Here is a 16090-nt window from a genome sequence, read left to right on the forward strand (position 1 = left end):
AAATAAGATGTATTTGGAACCTATAGCATTTGCAAAAACGCCTTTTTCTCAAAAATTTGGCATTCCTCGTCAAGGCGCCGGTTTGAGCAAAGCTAGGGGCGAAATTCACTTTGCAAAAGATATTGACCCGATACTTGCCTGTGATGGATTAATGCAGTTTTCTCACTGTTGGCTTTTATTTGAATTTCACGCCCATCGCCCTGTAAATTCAGAAAACAGAAGCAAACATCTGCAAGTACGCCCCCCGCGCTTGGGCGGCAATAAAAAGATAGGGGTGTTTGCCAGTCGTTCAAGTTTTCGACCGAATCGTATTGGGATGAGTCTGGTCAAAGTGCTTAAGCTGGAAAACAATATCTTATATGTTCAAGGTATCGATTTGCTTACCCATACACCCATTATCGATATCAAACCCTATATTGTGTATTCAGACAGTCTGCCTGATGCAACAAGTGACTATGCTCAAGTGCCCCCTGAAATACGTTTACAGGTTAAATTTGATGAACACCTAAACCACATTCTTAACGAGATTGAAACAAGACATCCCGGTATTGTCGAACTAGCCGAAGACATTATTAGCTATGACCCGCGTCCCGCCTATAAAGCCGCGAAGCAAGATGACAAAGTTTATCACCTGAGGCTATATGAAGTGGAATTCCATTTTATTGTTCGAGAGTCGAGCGCCTATGTTAATAATATTACCTAATAAGCTGAATCCTGTTTAAGAAATGGCGCTCAGCACCACGACGATTGCGATACAGTTGGATTGTGATACAGTTCGCCTCGATAAGCGTTTCAACATAATTTCTTAAGTCTAAACCATCCAGCCGTAAGGCTTTTCATCAAATTCACAGAAAAACTATAAATAGGCTTTAGTCGCGCGACAAGCGCTGATAGAATTTACCGATTGACTGAAAAAAACATATAAGATTTAGGTAGCTATGCGCACAACAGAATATTTACTTGCCACGCAAAAAGAGTCGCCTGCAGAAGCAGAAATCATCAGCCATAAGCTTATGATTCGGGCAGGACTTGTCCGTAAATTAGCCTCAGGCCTTTATACATGGTTGCCAAGCGGCCTGCGCGTTTTAAACAAAGTCGCAGCCATAGTACGCGATGAAATGAACAAGGCCGGCGCAATCGAGATTTCCATGCCCGTAGTACAACCCGCTGACTTGTGGCAGGAGTCCGGGCGCTGGGAAGAATACGGTCCGGAGTTACTGCGCATCAAGGATCGCCACGAGCGCGACTTTGTGTTGGGGCCAACTCACGAAGAAGTTATTACTGCTCTAATTAAAAATGAAGTGAGTAGCTATAAACATTTGCCGTTGAATCTTTATCAAATACAGACAAAATTTAGGGATGAAGTTCGGCCTCGCTTCGGGATCATGCGCTCTCGTGAGTTTGTGATGAAAGATGCCTACTCATTTCATTTAGGCGATGAATCACTGGAACAGACTTACCAGCGCATGCATCAGGCTTATTGCAATATTTTTGAGCGTATTGGTCTGGAATATCGACCTGTTATAGCCGATAGCGGTTCAATAGGCGGAGCGGTATCGCATGAATTTCATGTACTGGCAGATTCGGGCGAAGATGATATTGCATTTTCAGACGCATCAGATTATGCGGCAAACGTGGAACTGGCTGAAGCCATTTGTACTGATGCACGCCCTGGCGCGACTCAGGCGCTGGAAAAGGTGGCCACCCCTGACGCTAAAACCATCGAAAGCGTTGCCGAGCAATTAAAAGTCAATCAAACAAAATGTGTTAAAACTTTAATTGTTAAGGCCGATGAAGAAAGCGAGTATGATTTTGTTGCTATCGTTCTTCGAGGCGATCATCAACTAAACGATATAAAAGCAGTTAAGCATCCACTTGTGGCAAGCCCATTTCAAATGGCAGATGAACAAGCGGTGGAAAAGACGCTTGGCTGTAAGTTTGGTTCGATTGGTCCGGTTGGTTTGGATTTACCCATCCTGGTTGATCGAAGCGCTGCAACTTGTGCTGATTTTATTTGCGGCGCAAATGAAGATGATTTTCACTATGTTGGTGCAAATTGGGAGCGAGATGTCTCTGACTTTGAAGTTGTGGATTTGCGAAAAGTCATTGCTGGCGATGCCTCACCTGATGGAAAAGGTACACTTCAAATACGAAAAGGTATTGAAGTGGGGCATATTTTTCAGTTGGGAGACAAGTATTCAAAAGCGATGGGCTGCGGCGTATTAGATGAATCGGGTAAACATCAGATTTTGAAAATGGGTTGCTATGGGATTGGCGTCACGCGGATTGTGGCTGCTGCTATTGAGCAAAACCATGATGACTATGGCATTAAATGGCCTCAAGCCATCGCTCCATTTGAAGTCGCAATCATACCTATGAATATGCACAAATCACATCGCATCATGGAAACTGCTTTAAAATTATATGCAGATTTTATTGCAGAAAATGTTGAAGTACTTTTTGATGACAGGAAAGAACGCCCAGGTGTGATGTTTAATGACATGGAATTGATTGGTATCCCTCACAGCATTGTGATTGGTGAGCGGAACTTAGATAACAATCAGGTTGAATATAAGAATCGTTTGACCGGAGAGAAGACGCTTATCAATATTGATGAGGTGCTTGCTTTCGTAACCAATCAGTGAGGTATTAGGTGCAGGTGACGTTTTATGGCGTGAGAGGGTCAATCCCTACGCCAGGCCCTGAGTATATGAAGTACGGCGGCAATACTGCCTGTGTACATGTAGAGTTAGAAGACGGCACCGACATCATTTTAGATGCAGGTACGGGTATTCGTTTGCTTGGCAAAAAGCTTGCTGCGAAAAAGAGCCCTATTCATCTATTGCTCAGTCATAACCATTGGGACCACATTCAAGGTTTCCCGTTTTTTATTCCAATTTATCAACCAGGGCGAGAAATCAACATCACGCCCGGTATGACAAAACTCGAACAGCCTGAAGCCGTTGTCAAACAAATGTCTGGCTCGTATTTTCCTGTCAGTAAAGAGGTTTTACAGTCAAACATTTTAATTAAACGACTATCTTACGATATCACTGAATGGCAGCTTGGCTCTGCAACGATACGACGTCACCCTATGAATCACCCGGGAGGTGGAAGTTGTTACACTATCCAAGAAGGTGAAAGTAAGCTAGCCTATATAACCGACAACGAACTTTATCCTCCTTATAAAAAAGATACAGACTTTTTAGAGTTCGTTAATTTTGCAAAAAACGCCGACTTGTTGATACACGATGCGCAATATGTCGTACAAGATATGCCTGCTAAGTTGGGCTGGGGACATTCAGTTGCAGAAGAGGCCGTAAAATTAGCCCTTGCGAGTTTCGCAAAACGGCTGGCATTATACAGCCATGACCCGGAGCGGACTGACAAAGATATAGACGAAATTGTTTCCCATGCCGCTGAGATTATAGAAATTGGCGGTGCAGAAGCGGAATGTTTTGGCGCTTATGAGGGGCAAACAATCAAAATTTAAAAAGAGATCCCAAGGAAAGATAATGACAAGACCATGTTGGAAGCGCTTAACCCTTACACTAGCTGCTGCAGCAAGTAGTATTCAACTTGCTCACGCTTTGGAACAAACTGAGCCAGAAAATCCGCCACCATCAGAAGATACACCAATTACAGAGCAGGTAGAAAAGGCGGTTGAGCGAAATATTGATACCAATCCCCGCTCTGACTCCTTATTAGATGAAAAGCAGGAAGCCGATTCACTTGCTAATCAAAACCCATTTGCAATCACTCAGCATCGTCTTAATTACATCTTACCTGTTAGCTATAACACCTCAGAGAATACGATTACCTCAGATGGTTTAAACGACGCCAATATCGATCGATACGAGGCTAAATTTCAAGTTAGCGTGCAGCTTCCCCTCTATTTGCAAGAGGATGAAGACAACACGGGGGTATTTTTCGGTTTTACCACAACCTCATTCTGGCAGGTATACAATTCAGAGGCTTCAAAACCGTTTCGGGAAACTAACTATGAGCCCGAAATATTTTATCAATGGGCACCAAACTGGGATGTATTCGGCATCCGATTTAATGGCGCGCAAATTGGGTTTAATCATATGTCTAATGGGCAGGACTTGCTCAAGTCTCGCTCATGGAACCGCATTATTGCAACAGCCGCATTCAGTAGTGAAGACTCGGCGTATTATTTACGCACCTGGTATCGCATTCCTGAAAATGATAAAAGCGATCCCTTAGATCCAACCGGTGACGATAACCCTGATATTCTTGATTTTTATGGAAGAGCCGAATTTGGTATGGTTTACGATTTTGGACCGGTAAACGTCATGGCTAAATTGCGCAATAACTTGTCTTTTTCAGACAATCGAAGTGGCCTTGAGCTAAATGTATTTTATCCAATTAGCGAGCGCTTCGATATTATGTTTCAATACTTTAATGGCTATGGAGATTCCTTGATTGATTACAATCGCCATCTCCAGCGCTTTAGCTTAGGCATCTCGTTGCGTTCTATTTGATAAAAGCGCTATGGTATTAATCCACAGCGCTTTTATCACTCGAAATTTTACCCGCATTAATCGCATTTTCTATGCGCTCTTGCATAAGTGGATGAGACTGTAGAACGCCTACAAACTCATTTTCCTGTCCGATTGTTTCAGCAAGCTTACTTAAGGCCTGAGCAAAATCGTTTTCACTAATGCCCGCCTTTTTTGCATGCGCTAAAGCAAAATTATCGGCTTCCCATTCTAAATCTTGCGTAAACTGATTCTGTACAACGGTATTTGTCACACCACCTGCGAATTCTAGAATACCACTCACATCGCCAAAAAAATAACTTAAGGCAACCGTGGTAACCAGCGTCTCGGCAATAAGGCGCATGGAATGCTCATGGTACACATGCCCCATTTCATGAAGGAGTACCGAAGTCAGTAAGGATTTATCTCCCTGAAGAAGAATCACCAGTTCATCAGTAAATACAATCGTTCCATCAGGCAGGGCAAAGGCATTGGCCCCCATTTTTTCCGATGCTCTGAATTGAATGTTAAAGGACTGCTTGGCGTCTACATCTTCAAATCTCTCGATGAGCGTTTGCCAATATGCAAGCAGGTCTTCGCGCAGTTCTGGCTTAAGCTCGCTTGGATCCAACAGGGTATAGTCCAGCGTTTTCAGGGTTTGCGAAGAAGCAAGTTCAACCGCAGCGTCAGGAACAGCGTCAGCAAAGACAATTGCAGCATACGGAATAGCATATTTAAATAATAGCCAAAGTGTAATCGGCACCAAAAGTATACTGAGAAGTATGCCTGTTCGTGAACTTTCCAATTTGGCAATATCAACCGCGTTGGCGCCGTTCGGGTTCATCTCGTCTTTACCCGCTAACCATCTGTCAACTTCGCTATTAGACTCAAAAGTAAGCATGCCGATGTTTTTAATGGCGACTTCTCTGGGGATGTTTCCAAGCTTGGGTGTGATGTTAACGTCATCTCGCTGGGTACTACAAATGAGTTGCTCGCTCTCATCTACAAGCTGCATTAAGCCGCCGGAATATAAGCTTAGGCTTACATTCTGGCAGCTTGAAGTCCCTTGCGGATATAATCTTGCATCAAGTTTAATCATGGATTAACCAATTGCGATATCAACATCAAAAATGTTTGATGTTTCATCCGCGATCGCGCTGGCAGAATCTTCCGCATTGGCCAGAACGTTCTCATAGCCTTCAAGAAGATGCACTTGCGTGCAGGCTGCGAAGTATTCAATGGTACGCACTTTGACCCATGGCATGGCAAACCCCAGCGTGCCGACTAAGAGCAAAAGGTTAGAAACACGTAACCACAATAAGGAGCCCACTTTTACTTGCGAAGTAAATCGGGCGACCTGATTGATTTGTGTCTGCGCGAAAACATGATTTCTGATAAAGGTTTGATATACCGCTTGCGCGATTGCAAATACAGCAACATACATAATCAACACACCCACAATGGCCATCCCAGATGCAATAGCGCCTCCTTGTTCAGCATCAACAGAAGAAATAGCAAAAAGGCCTGCCATTGCGCCTGCACCAAGTAAACCGAAAATAAAACCTACAACCATAGCAATGCCGCCTGCCGCAAGCGAAGCAACATAATACTCTGAGGTAGATAAATCGGTGCTGAACTGGCTGTTTCCGTAGCGCATATTTTCGTACAGAAATTCGTCAATCTTTTTGAACAAAAGCGGGTAGCAAAGACCAAAAGTAAAGACCGCTAAAAGCGAATAGGCAACAAACACGACAAATGCTCTACCATAGCTGCCATCAAAGCCAAAGCGCACATTTCGATAGCCTGTCATGCGCATGCGAAAACGCACAGCCAAACAAACCAGTACCGGAGTGAGAACAAATAAGGCCAGGATAAACAGACCAGAAAGTGCTGGACTCATCACGCTAAGCACGTAATAAAGCGCGAACAATCCTACCCCAATGGCTCTGCCAATTAATATTTGAATGGGTTGAGCCAAAAACGAAAAACGATGACCATCAAGTTCTACATTAGAGTAAAGATAGCGCTTATTTCTTACGGTGGCCCATGCCGAGTAGATACCAAGCGTCACAATACTCAATAGTAGATTAACGATCCAAATGGAAAAATACTCTTTCCCGCTGCCTAGAAAATGCGGCTGAACCGTTTTTACAAATCCCGCATCATCCGTTGGAGCAGCAGTTGAAACCCTCTGATTTAAATAGCCGGGTCCGCCTTTTTCGGCAATTAAAGATTCGATTTGCTTTACGCGCTCAGGATAGCTTTCTTTATCGATGTGCTTAAGCGCATCCGTTAATTCGTCAAGAGAATAGCTTGAATAATTAGGTTGTTCGTCCGTGTAAGACATGATTAATTCCTTTATTAGTGTACAACAAACCTGCCTCAGATTTTTTAACAGAATACTTTGAGACAGTATCATTGATGCAGAATAACTTATTCAGACTCTTACTTTCAATAATATTCCGAATTTCTCTTACTTCATATAGAAGAAATAATACGTTTTAATCAGTCCTTTGATTCAGAACGGTAGCTCATCAATCGGTAACTCAATGTAAAAATAAAAAGCGAAAGCATAACCCATCCCAATAAAACATAAGCCGCATAAAACCAAGCCCAGAAGCGCGTTGTACTGGGTACAAAAGCACTGATCCTATCAACAAAAATGCTGTGCCTTTGGGGGGCTATGTTTATTATAGATGACTTAATTTTTATCGGATAAATCGCACACCTGTCAGTCTGCCCCAAATTAATAAGAGGAATGAACTTATCAGCAGCGTAAAGGGTAGGTGATAAATTGTCTCTACAATATTCACCCATCGCATCATTCACCTTCTGATAATTTAAGACTGTCTCGGATTGAGATTTGTCATAAGCAGAGTAGTTATGGACTTGCGATTGCAACAGACCTTTGTGTGCAGCTACGCTTGTCATGATCCCGCCAACGAGAATCATAAGAGAAATCCATACAAAGACTAAAATAGGTGAAAGTCCGAATTTTGAGCTGAGCCCATATAAAATATGCAGAGGATAGCGAAGAATAGCAAAGCCCCCAGAATCAGACGCGTTTGTCATTCCAGCATAATATCTGGCAACAACATCAATTTCTCTTGCAAGCTCCTTCACACCTTCCCGCCGGAACGCAGCTGAAGCGGCATTAAATGGTTGAATGGAAAAATTGGCACTGTTTACATGGCGTTTATATAGCGAAAAGCTAATAAACGGAATGAAATTTAAAAGTTGTAATATCATCCGAACGACTTTCGGCTTTTTCTTCAGCTCAAATTGTCGCATCAGCCAATGGATGCGACTCTTTATTCTTTTTTTGTTTTGTTCAGACGCATATCGAGGCTTTATAGGAGTGGTAGACCATGAGTGTTCCAGAATTTTCTTACCTAAATTGTTTATTTTTGCTGATTGGCGTTGTGACAACAACTTGCCTGAAAATCGCAGTACTTTGGCCCGAAAAAATTTAGCTCGCCATATTGAATGTTGTCTTATTCGGTGCAGAAATGTTCTATGCGTGCCTACCTGTCTTAGTACAAAGCTATCATATGTAAAATTTCTCAGTTTGAAACTTACCTTAGCTCCCCAATCTCGCCCTGCATTATCGTCCAGGTTTTTACATTTTGTGTTTGATAAATCGACAGCGGCGCTAGCTAGTCCATTGTTTGCAAGCGCGTCAACCAGACGTTTTAAAGCAACAGGGTGAAAACGCAATTGTTGCTCAGCGCTTAGCTCCGATAAATCGTTTTCCGGAGATATCACAAAGTTTGAATTTTTTGTTAAATCTTTTCTATATTCACGTAAAGGCACCAAAAACTGAGGGCACACTTCCTCTTCGAAAGTCATTCGGTGAATATCTTCAACTATTTCGATGTTTCCGTTATTTTTTAATAAAATCAAACTTTCAAATAGCCTGCAACCATAAAAAATAAAACCTCGAAATAAAAACTTATCTTCCGGACCAATGATACGGTTAGCACCTGAAGCTAAAGGGCTATCTAATTCAACATTCTTGAGTGGATGAACAATGATGTTTTCTGGTCGCATATTTGAATGTTTTACCAAGTGCTGTAATGGTAACTCATCTAACGATTCGACAACGGTAAATGCGCCTTCATCTCCCCAAACACTGCCACAAAACAATCTAATGTATTCTTGCGCATTTCTCTTCGAACTAATATCTAATTTCCCATCTGCGTTCAATTCGTGGAAAATAATCGAGTGCGTATTAAATAAATACGTGTTTTGTTGAATAGTTGAATTCAACAAATGGTCATTAAAAGCATCACGCGATACTAAAAATGATACTGTCCAGCCACCATCGGGACGGTTTAACAGCGTTTCGACATAAAAGTAATCTGGGTAACAATCCAGAGCTTTAAACCAGGATTTAACCGGGATTTCTTGTTCTGTTTTTGCGACTTGTCGTTTGAGCACTTTTAAAGCGCCGTTTATATTCATATTTGATAGATTAAATATATGTCTGTTGCCTTCTGAATCAGCTTCAAGTTCCTGTTGTTGTTTGGGTTTTACTGCAATCCTGTTTAACTCAAAATCTCCACCTATTGTGCTCCCTTTTCCTATTAATTTGTCTCTTACCTCGCCCAGAATTTGAACATTCTTTGCTACTTCGCTCAATTCGATATCAATCAAATGGGCAGATGCCATGATTTTAAGATGTCCTTGAACAACCATGTATTTCAGCAACAAATTAGGGTAATCACTTTCAATGAAGCTATTGCGCTCTGTAGCAAGAGAGATAGTGATATCGCTGCCAACTTTTGCGTAGCTGGCATCAAATTGCGTTTTTAAACTGATATTTACGAGCTCTACATATCCTTCGACCTCAGACATTTTCAGATAGATGCCTCGTTTACTTGGATGCTCGTTAATATCAACTGTTAATCCATTTAGCGATACGCAGCCACCTATCTTTGCCGCGCCTAAAAACAGTCCCCCGCCAATTTCGCTGCGTTCATTGATCTGCGTACTTTTACTGGAAAATACGACGTTTTTGCAAATTTTCGAATAATTTGCTGTTAAGCTTCCCTGAACGCGAATACTCTCAAAAATAAGAGAGCCATCTACCACCGCATTATCGAGAAATACATCTTCACTGAAAAAGCAGTAGTTATTTATACTGTTGTTTTCAAGAGAAATAGTAAGTTCACTACCACACTCTATGTTGCCTTTAATCTCTGCATAATAAGCACTGAAACGCTTCTTTACTATTACCCCCAATAGACTGACATAACTATTGATGCACGCACGAGATAGGAGCAGGTTTCTGTTAATAAGGGATGGAAAATAAGGTTTTTCGTCATTATCAAAAAACAGCCCTCTAATTAATATATAGCCCTTTACGTAGGAGTCTACTAAATCCAAATCTTGTTCTATTGATACACCAAAAAGAGATAAGGTAGCGGATAAAACACTTGAATTTAAGTGCATGCCGCCAGAAATCTCAGACATAAAATACTCATCACCTTTTACCCCAGTGAAAGTCACTTTTCCACCGATGCTACACTTGCTCATATTTATGGAAGCATTGACTTTAACACCGATAAAATTTACCAATCCATTCACTGTCGCAGACTCAAAAATCGCATTTTCTTCAATGACAGTCCGAACGATTTTAGCGTTAGGTAAAAAATAATGAGCGATAACAAGTGAATCGCCAATTACGCTCTTGCTCGCCCCAATAGAAAAACGTTTTTGATTTCTTACAGCTGCAAAGGGGTGCTTACCAAGGTAAACACCTTCTATATAGCATCCGCCATCGACCTTCATAGAGTAAGCATGAATGGGACCGTGTAGATATGAATAAAAAGAAAAGTTTTTTTCCCGTTCATATACCGGCCTTATTACTAAACTTCCCTTGCAGTGCATTCCTTGAAGATTTAACGCATATTCTTCGCGAGCATCAAGTCGTGCACCTAATAACCAAATGTCACCACCTATCTTTGCATTTTTCAAGGATATACCGCCATTGGCCCATAAACCCAGCTTACTTTCAATATCGCCTTTTATTTCTGCATTTGAGAGATTTAAAGCATAGTAAAAAGATGCTTTGGTGGGCTTATGTTCTCTAAACTCGCTTAAAAGATGAGAGTCAGTCAGCAGTAAGCTGCCATCAATCTTGCAGTTTCTGGCGCTTACACGACAGTATTGCTGTGAATCGAAGCCTGAAATGTTAGATAGATTACAGGTGCCTTTTATATTTGAATTATCTAGACATATGGAGGGAATTGATGACTTCGGAGTATTAAAACAGGAATGGTGAAGCCGTAAACTCTGTAAATTTGTATTATTAGCAGAAAGGCCACCTTCGAACCAGCAGCGTTTAAAGGTGAGCGAAGTTAAAGCATCATGCCCAACTCCAGTCATTTCATCGAGCTGCAGTCTGCCTTGGAAAAAAACATTTTCCAGTTTTATACCGCACCTGGGAAGACTATAAACTTTTCCTTCTATGGGAAGTTGCAGTAACAAGGTTCGAAAAAACGACGAACGAATATGGAAAGCTTTTTCTTTATCGCTTGTTTTTGAACCAACTACCGGTTGCCCTGCACAAAGCAGTGATAAAGCTTCTTTTTCCTGATCAGTTAACTGCATGCACGAGCTGTTTTTGTTGATGTGTTTTTAAAAACATAGCACAAAAAACGAACAAACTCACAGTCTTAGTAAGTCCGTGAATTTGCTTGTCGCTCAAGTTTTATAAATTCGCCCTCAACGCCTTTATATTTATCAAGCGTCAAAAGCCTGAGGTGTGTCCCCTACTCCCATTCAATGGTTGCCGGCGGCTTGCCCGAAACGTCATAAACCACACGAGAAATACCATCGACTTCATTAATGATTCGGTTAGATACTTTTCCTAAAAAGTCGTAGGGTAAATGCGCCCAATGTGCCGTCATAAAATCAATGGTTTCGACGGCCCGAAGCGAAACCACCCAATCATATTTTCGCATGTCGCCCATCACGCCAACCGAACGAACCGGCAAAAACACCGTAAATGCCTGACTGACCTTATGATAAAGCTCTGCTTTATGCAGCTCTTCAATAAAAATAGCATCGGCGCGTCTCAGTAGATCGCAGTATTCCTTTTTAATTTCGCCAAGAACTCTCACGCCTAATCCAGGCCCGGGGAAAGGATGACGATAGAGCATATCGTAAGGTAAACCTAACTCGAGCCCGATTTTACGCACTTCGTCTTTAAATAGTTCGCGTAGCGGCTCTACCAGGCCCAAATTCATGTCCTCCGGTAAGCCCCCCACATTGTGATGAGATTTAATGACATGAGCTTTACCCGTAGCAGAGCCAGCTGACTCAATGACGTCTGGGTAAATAGTTCCTTGCGCCAGCCACTTTGCATTAGTGAGCTTTGACGATTCTTCATCAAAGACTTTTACAAACTCATTGCCGATGATTTTACGCTTTTTCTCAGGGTCTGCCTCTCCTGCTAGCGCCTTTAAAAATCGCGCTTCCGCGTCGATTTTTATGATGTTTAAGCCAAAGTGATCACCAAACATCTCCATCACCTGCTCACCTTCGTTCAAACGTAATAGACCATTATCGACAAAGACGCATGTAAGTTGTTCACCAATAGCTTGATGCAGAAGCATCGCGGTAACCGAGGAGTCAACTCCACCTGAGAGGCCAAGCACAACTTCATCGTCTCCCACCTGCTCTTTAATACGAGCAACCGCATCTTCGATAATGGCACCTGGCGTCCATAATTTTTCACAAGCGCAAATTTGCATGACAAAATGCTCAAGCATACGCTTCCCTTGCTTGGTGTGCGTCACTTCCGGATGAAACTGAACACCGTAGAAGTGCTTTTCAGTGTTTGCCATGGCTGCATGAGGGCAATTTGGCGTTTGCGCAATAGTGCTAAAGCCCGGTGGTATTTGACTCACTTTATCACCATGGCTCATCCAAACATCAAGATAAGCATTGCCATTTGCACCAATCTCATCTTCGATTTTGTCAAAAAGCGCGGTTGCCGTTAATAGCTCAACCTGTGCATAGCCAAATTCTCGCAAATCTGAACCCTGAACGGCTCCGCCAAGCTGAAACGCCATGGTTTGCATGCCATAACATATACCAAGCACTGGTACGCCTGCTTCAAAAACATACTGCGGCGCGCGCGGTGAGTTTGCTTCAGGCACTGACTCTGGGCCACCAGACAATATAATACCGTCGGGCGCAAAACCTTTAATTTGCTCTTCACTCACATCCCAGGCCCATAATTCGCAGTACACGCCAATTTCGCGAACCCTTCTGGCAATTAACTGCGTGTATTGCGATCCAAAATCAAGAATAAGAATTTTTTGGCTATGAATATTCGCCGACATGTATGTGTTCCCAGTAAATAAATAAAACTCGTACCAAGCTGAAGGCAAAAAGACCTTGAGCAAAAAATAAAAGGCCAAGCAGGCTTGGCCTTTTCACTTCGTTTAACTGATTCTAGCCTGACTTAACCAAGTCGGTAGTTTGGCGCTTCTTTCGTAATGCTTACATCGTGAACATGAGATTCGCCCATGCCCGCTGAGGTCACTTTGACAAATTTTGCCTTGCTGCGCATTTCGTCGATATTCGCACACCCTGTCAAGCCCATGGCCGAGCGCAAACCTCCAAGCTGTTGATGAATGATATTCGCGATTGGGCCTTTATAGGCTACGCGCCCTTCAATCCCCTCGGGCACTAACTTTTCCGCGTTGTTACTATCTTGAAAATATCGGTCTGACGAACCATGACTTTGGTTCATTGCGCCTAGTGAACCCATCCCACGGTAGGATTTGTAATAACGCCCCTGATAGAGCTCTACGTCTCCTGGCGCTTCTTCCGTCCCGGCAAACATACTGCCAACCATCACTGAACTTGCGCCTGCCGCTATTGCTTTGGCAATATCTCCGGAAAAACGAATTCCACCATCGGCAATAACCGGAATACCAAGATCATCAACTGCAGAAACGGCATCTGAAATAGCCGTGATTTGCGGTACGCCGCACCCGGTAACTATGCGCGTGGTACAAATCGACCCTGGACCAATCCCCACCTTTACCGCGTCTACACCGGCATCTGCTAAGGCTTTCGCACCCTCTGCTGTGGCGACATTACCGGCAATCAGCTGTAAATCAGGATATTCTTTACGTACGGCTGTAACTCTATCAATTACGCCCTGAGAATGACCGTGGGATGTGTCGATCAGTAACACGTCAACACCCGCTTCGACTAACAGACGTATGCGCTCGTCAGTACCTGCGCCAACACCCACTGCTGCACCCACGCGCAAGCGCCCTTTTGAATCTTTGCATGCATTTGGTTTATTTTTTGCTTTTTGAAAGTCTTTTACGGTGATAAGTCCCGTTAGTCTAAAATCTTCATCTACAACCAGGATTTTTTCGATACGATGTTCATGCATAAGCTCCATAACTTCATCTGGACTTGCATCGGCTGTGACCGTTACCAACTTTTCTTTTGGCGTCATCACTTTTTGAACCGGCTCTTCTAACCTGTTTTCAAACCGTAAGTCACGTCCTGTCACCAGGCCAATCAAGTTATTGTTATCATCTACAACCGGAAAACCGCTATAACCCAGTTTTTTACTCATGGCGATCGTGTCGCCTATCGTTGCTTCCTGCCTGACAGTCACCGGGTCTTGTACCACGCCCGACTCATACTTTTTCACGCGCAGTACGTGCTCAGCTTGCGCCTGAGCGGTCATGTTTTTATGAATGAAGCCAATGCCGCCTTCCTGAGCTAATGCGATAGCCAAGGGGGCTTCTGTCACAGTATCCATTGCTGCCGACATTAAGGGCATATTAAGTGTAATTTTACGCGTAAGTTTAGTGTTTAAACTGGCAGTATGAGGAAGAACGGTAGAGTGCCCGGGCACTAATAATACGTCGTCGAAGGTGAGTGCTTCTTTTTCGATGCGCAACATGCAATTTTACCTGTGTTAGTCGGGGTTTAATTGCGGTGCAATTGTAGTGTTTTTTTATATCTGGGTAAACTACAATCAACAAATTGATTTAAGAAAATGTTCAAAAGATTAGGTAAGAGATGTTTGCGACACCAAATCAAGTCAGTATTCTAAGCGTCAGTAAGTTGAACCGCTTCGCGAAACGCGTTTTGGAGAGCGAAATTGGCCTGGTCTGGGTGACAGGTGAAATCAGTAATTTTGTCGCAGCCGCCTCAGGACATTGGTATTTTACGCTAAAAGACAGCCAGGCTCAGGTGAAATCAGCCATGTTCAAAGGGGCGAATCAGCGCGCCAGCTTCAGACCGAAGGCTGGCGACAAAGTAGTGGTAAGAGCCAACATTAGTCTATATGAGCCAAGAGGTGATTATCAGCTAATTGTGCAGCATATTGAGCCAGAAGGACTTGGTCAGTTAAAGCAAGCCTTTGAGGCGCTTAAAGCCCAGCTTCAACAAGAGGGTTTATTCGAGCAGGCTCGTAAAAAGCCGATCCCTGAACACGTCAATAAAATAGGTGTCGTGACCTCTCCAACAGGCGCAGCCATTCACGATATATTACATGTGCTTGCCAGAAGAAACCCGGCTATTGAAGTGATTCTTTATCCCTCAATAGTACAAGGAGAAAGTGCTGGGGCATCAATTGCTGCTCAGATACAGCTAGCGAATGCGCGAAATGAAGTCGATGTATTGATTGTTGGACGTGGTGGTGGGTCTCTGGAAGATTTGTGGCCTTTTAATGAAGAAATTCTGGCGCGGGCGGTTTACGCTTCTCACTTGCCAATTGTTTCTGCGGTGGGACACGAAGTGGATGTGACCATTTGTGACTTCGTAGCTGATATGCGCGCACCCACGCCAAGCGCTGCGGCTGAAACACTAAGCAAAGACAGCGAAGCTTTAAAACGCAACATTACTCTTTTAAAGCAGCGTTTGCTTCAATCTGTCAAACAACTTGGCCGACATAATGCCCAGCGCTTAGATATTGCTCTCGCTAATTTCAATCGCGTCAATCCACAGCGCTCTCTTTCCCAGCATCAACACGCTTTGTTAAATTTATCAAGGCGCCTAAAGCTGAGTCATCCAGAACATCGCATCACTCAGGCCAAGTCGCAGTTAAGTCAACTGAACGAGCGCTTAAATAAAGCCCTGACCAGTGAAATAAAAGAAAAGACGCTAGCCTTTGCCACCATCGACAAACGATTTCAACGAATAGATATAAGTACCAGTTTAATAGCAAAGCAATCGACATTGGATGAAAAGCTTAAACAGCTAAACAAATATCAGCAGGCTCTAATAGACAAATATGCCGAGCAGCTTGCCTCTAAAGCTGATTTACTCAATTCGGTGAGTCCACTTGCAACGCTATCTCGTGGCTATAGCATTACTTATCAAAACGGTGAAATCGTTCGGGATGCAGATATGCTTAAAGCTAACGACATAATTACGACTAAATTTCATCAGGGTGAAGTTAGGTCAAAAGTAATCTCTCGCCAGTAGCTCGCAAAAGCGCTTTTTGAAAAACCGCTGATGGTCCCCTCAAAGGTATTAAATTAAATAAGCGTAAATTTTCGCACAATTTTGTAAGCACCTGATTTGGCTGATTTTGTAAA

The 16090-nt window shown here is 43.0% G+C and carries 10 protein-coding genes; 5 read left to right on the forward strand and 5 right to left on the reverse strand.

The features are described 5' to 3' along the window. Positions 1-7 precede the first annotated feature (7 nt). The 4 genes from tsaA (at position 8) to D6V41_RS03915 (ending at position 4505) form a co-directional block, all read left to right on the forward strand. Positions 8-703, forward strand: a complete 696-nt coding sequence (gene tsaA / locus D6V41_RS03900) for a tRNA (N6-threonylcarbamoyladenosine(37)-N6)-methyltransferase TrmO (RefSeq protein ID WP_136250174.1) — start codon at positions 8-10, stop codon at positions 701-703. 235 nt (positions 704-938) lie between these two features. Further along, positions 939-2645, forward strand: a complete 1707-nt coding sequence (locus D6V41_RS03905; RefSeq protein ID WP_136250175.1) for a proline--tRNA ligase — start codon at positions 939-941, stop codon at positions 2643-2645. Between the two features lie 8 nt (positions 2646-2653). Further along, positions 2654-3493 (forward strand): MBL fold metallo-hydrolase, encoded by an 840-nt coding sequence (locus D6V41_RS03910; protein WP_136250176.1) that lies wholly within the window; start codon positions 2654-2656, stop codon positions 3491-3493. A 22-nt stretch (positions 3494-3515) separates the two neighbouring features. After that, positions 3516-4505, forward strand: coding sequence for a phospholipase A (locus tag D6V41_RS03915; protein ID WP_136250177.1), 990 nt, complete (start codon positions 3516-3518; stop codon positions 4503-4505). Between the two features lie 16 nt (positions 4506-4521). On the opposite strand, the gene D6V41_RS03920 is transcribed toward D6V41_RS03915, so the two are convergent. The 5 genes from D6V41_RS03920 to guaB all read right to left on the reverse strand — a co-directional run bounded on the left by D6V41_RS03920 (position 4522) and on the right by guaB (position 14448). Then, a complete protein-coding gene (locus D6V41_RS03920; RefSeq protein WP_136250178.1) occupies positions 4522-5601 on the reverse strand; it encodes a M48 family metallopeptidase in 1080 nt (359 codons plus the stop codon). A gap of 3 nt (positions 5602-5604) precedes the next feature. Continuing rightward, on the reverse strand, positions 5605-6849 hold the full coding sequence (locus D6V41_RS03925; protein ID WP_168710962.1) for a YjgN family protein: 1245 nt from the start codon (positions 6847-6849) through the stop codon (positions 5605-5607). A gap of 158 nt (positions 6850-7007) precedes the next feature. Further along, positions 7008-11117 (reverse strand): hypothetical protein, encoded by a 4110-nt coding sequence (locus tag D6V41_RS03930; protein ID WP_136250180.1) that lies wholly within the window; start codon positions 11115-11117, stop codon positions 7008-7010. A gap of 161 nt (positions 11118-11278) precedes the next feature. Further along, on the reverse strand, positions 11279-12856 hold the full coding sequence (gene guaA / locus D6V41_RS03935) for a glutamine-hydrolyzing GMP synthase (protein WP_136250181.1): 1578 nt from the start codon (positions 12854-12856) through the stop codon (positions 11279-11281). A gap of 122 nt (positions 12857-12978) precedes the next feature. Continuing rightward, complete coding sequence (gene guaB / locus D6V41_RS03940) at positions 12979-14448, reverse strand: IMP dehydrogenase (protein WP_136250182.1); 1470 nt, start codon at positions 14446-14448, stop codon at positions 12979-12981. A gap of 119 nt (positions 14449-14567) precedes the next feature. On the opposite strand from guaB, the gene xseA reads away from it, so the two are divergent. After that, positions 14568-15977, forward strand: coding sequence for an exodeoxyribonuclease VII large subunit (gene xseA, locus D6V41_RS03945; RefSeq protein ID WP_136250183.1), 1410 nt, complete (start codon positions 14568-14570; stop codon positions 15975-15977). The last annotated feature ends 113 nt before the right edge of the window (positions 15978-16090 follow it).

The organism is Ningiella ruwaisensis, assembly GCF_004798935.1.
In the GTDB taxonomy this organism is placed as follows: Bacteria; Pseudomonadota; Gammaproteobacteria; order Enterobacterales; family Alteromonadaceae; genus Glaciecola; species Glaciecola ruwaisensis.

Coding starts and splice junctions, on each gene's coding strand:
- tsaA (WP_136250174.1), top strand. CDS start 8: ATGTATTTGGAACCTATAGCATTTGCAAAAACGCCTTTTTCTCAAAAA.
- D6V41_RS03905 (WP_136250175.1), top strand. CDS start 939: ATGCGCACAACAGAATATTTACTTGCCACGCAAAAAGAGTCGCCTGCA.
- D6V41_RS03915 (WP_136250177.1), top strand. CDS start 3,516: ATGACAAGACCATGTTGGAAGCGCTTAACCCTTACACTAGCTGCTGCA.
- D6V41_RS03920 (WP_136250178.1), bottom strand. CDS start 5,601: ATGATTAAACTTGATGCAAGATTATATCCGCAAGGGACTTCAAGCTGC.
- D6V41_RS03925 (WP_168710962.1), bottom strand. CDS start 6,849: ATGTCTTACACGGACGAACAACCTAATTATTCAAGCTATTCTCTTGAC.
- D6V41_RS03930 (WP_136250180.1), bottom strand. CDS start 11,117: ATGCAGTTAACTGATCAGGAAAAAGAAGCTTTATCACTGCTTTGTGCA.
- guaA (WP_136250181.1), bottom strand. CDS start 12,856: ATGTCGGCGAATATTCATAGCCAAAAAATTCTTATTCTTGATTTTGGA.
- guaB (WP_136250182.1), bottom strand. CDS start 14,448: ATGTTGCGCATCGAAAAAGAAGCACTCACCTTCGACGACGTATTATTA.
- xseA (WP_136250183.1), top strand. CDS start 14,568: ATGTTTGCGACACCAAATCAAGTCAGTATTCTAAGCGTCAGTAAGTTG.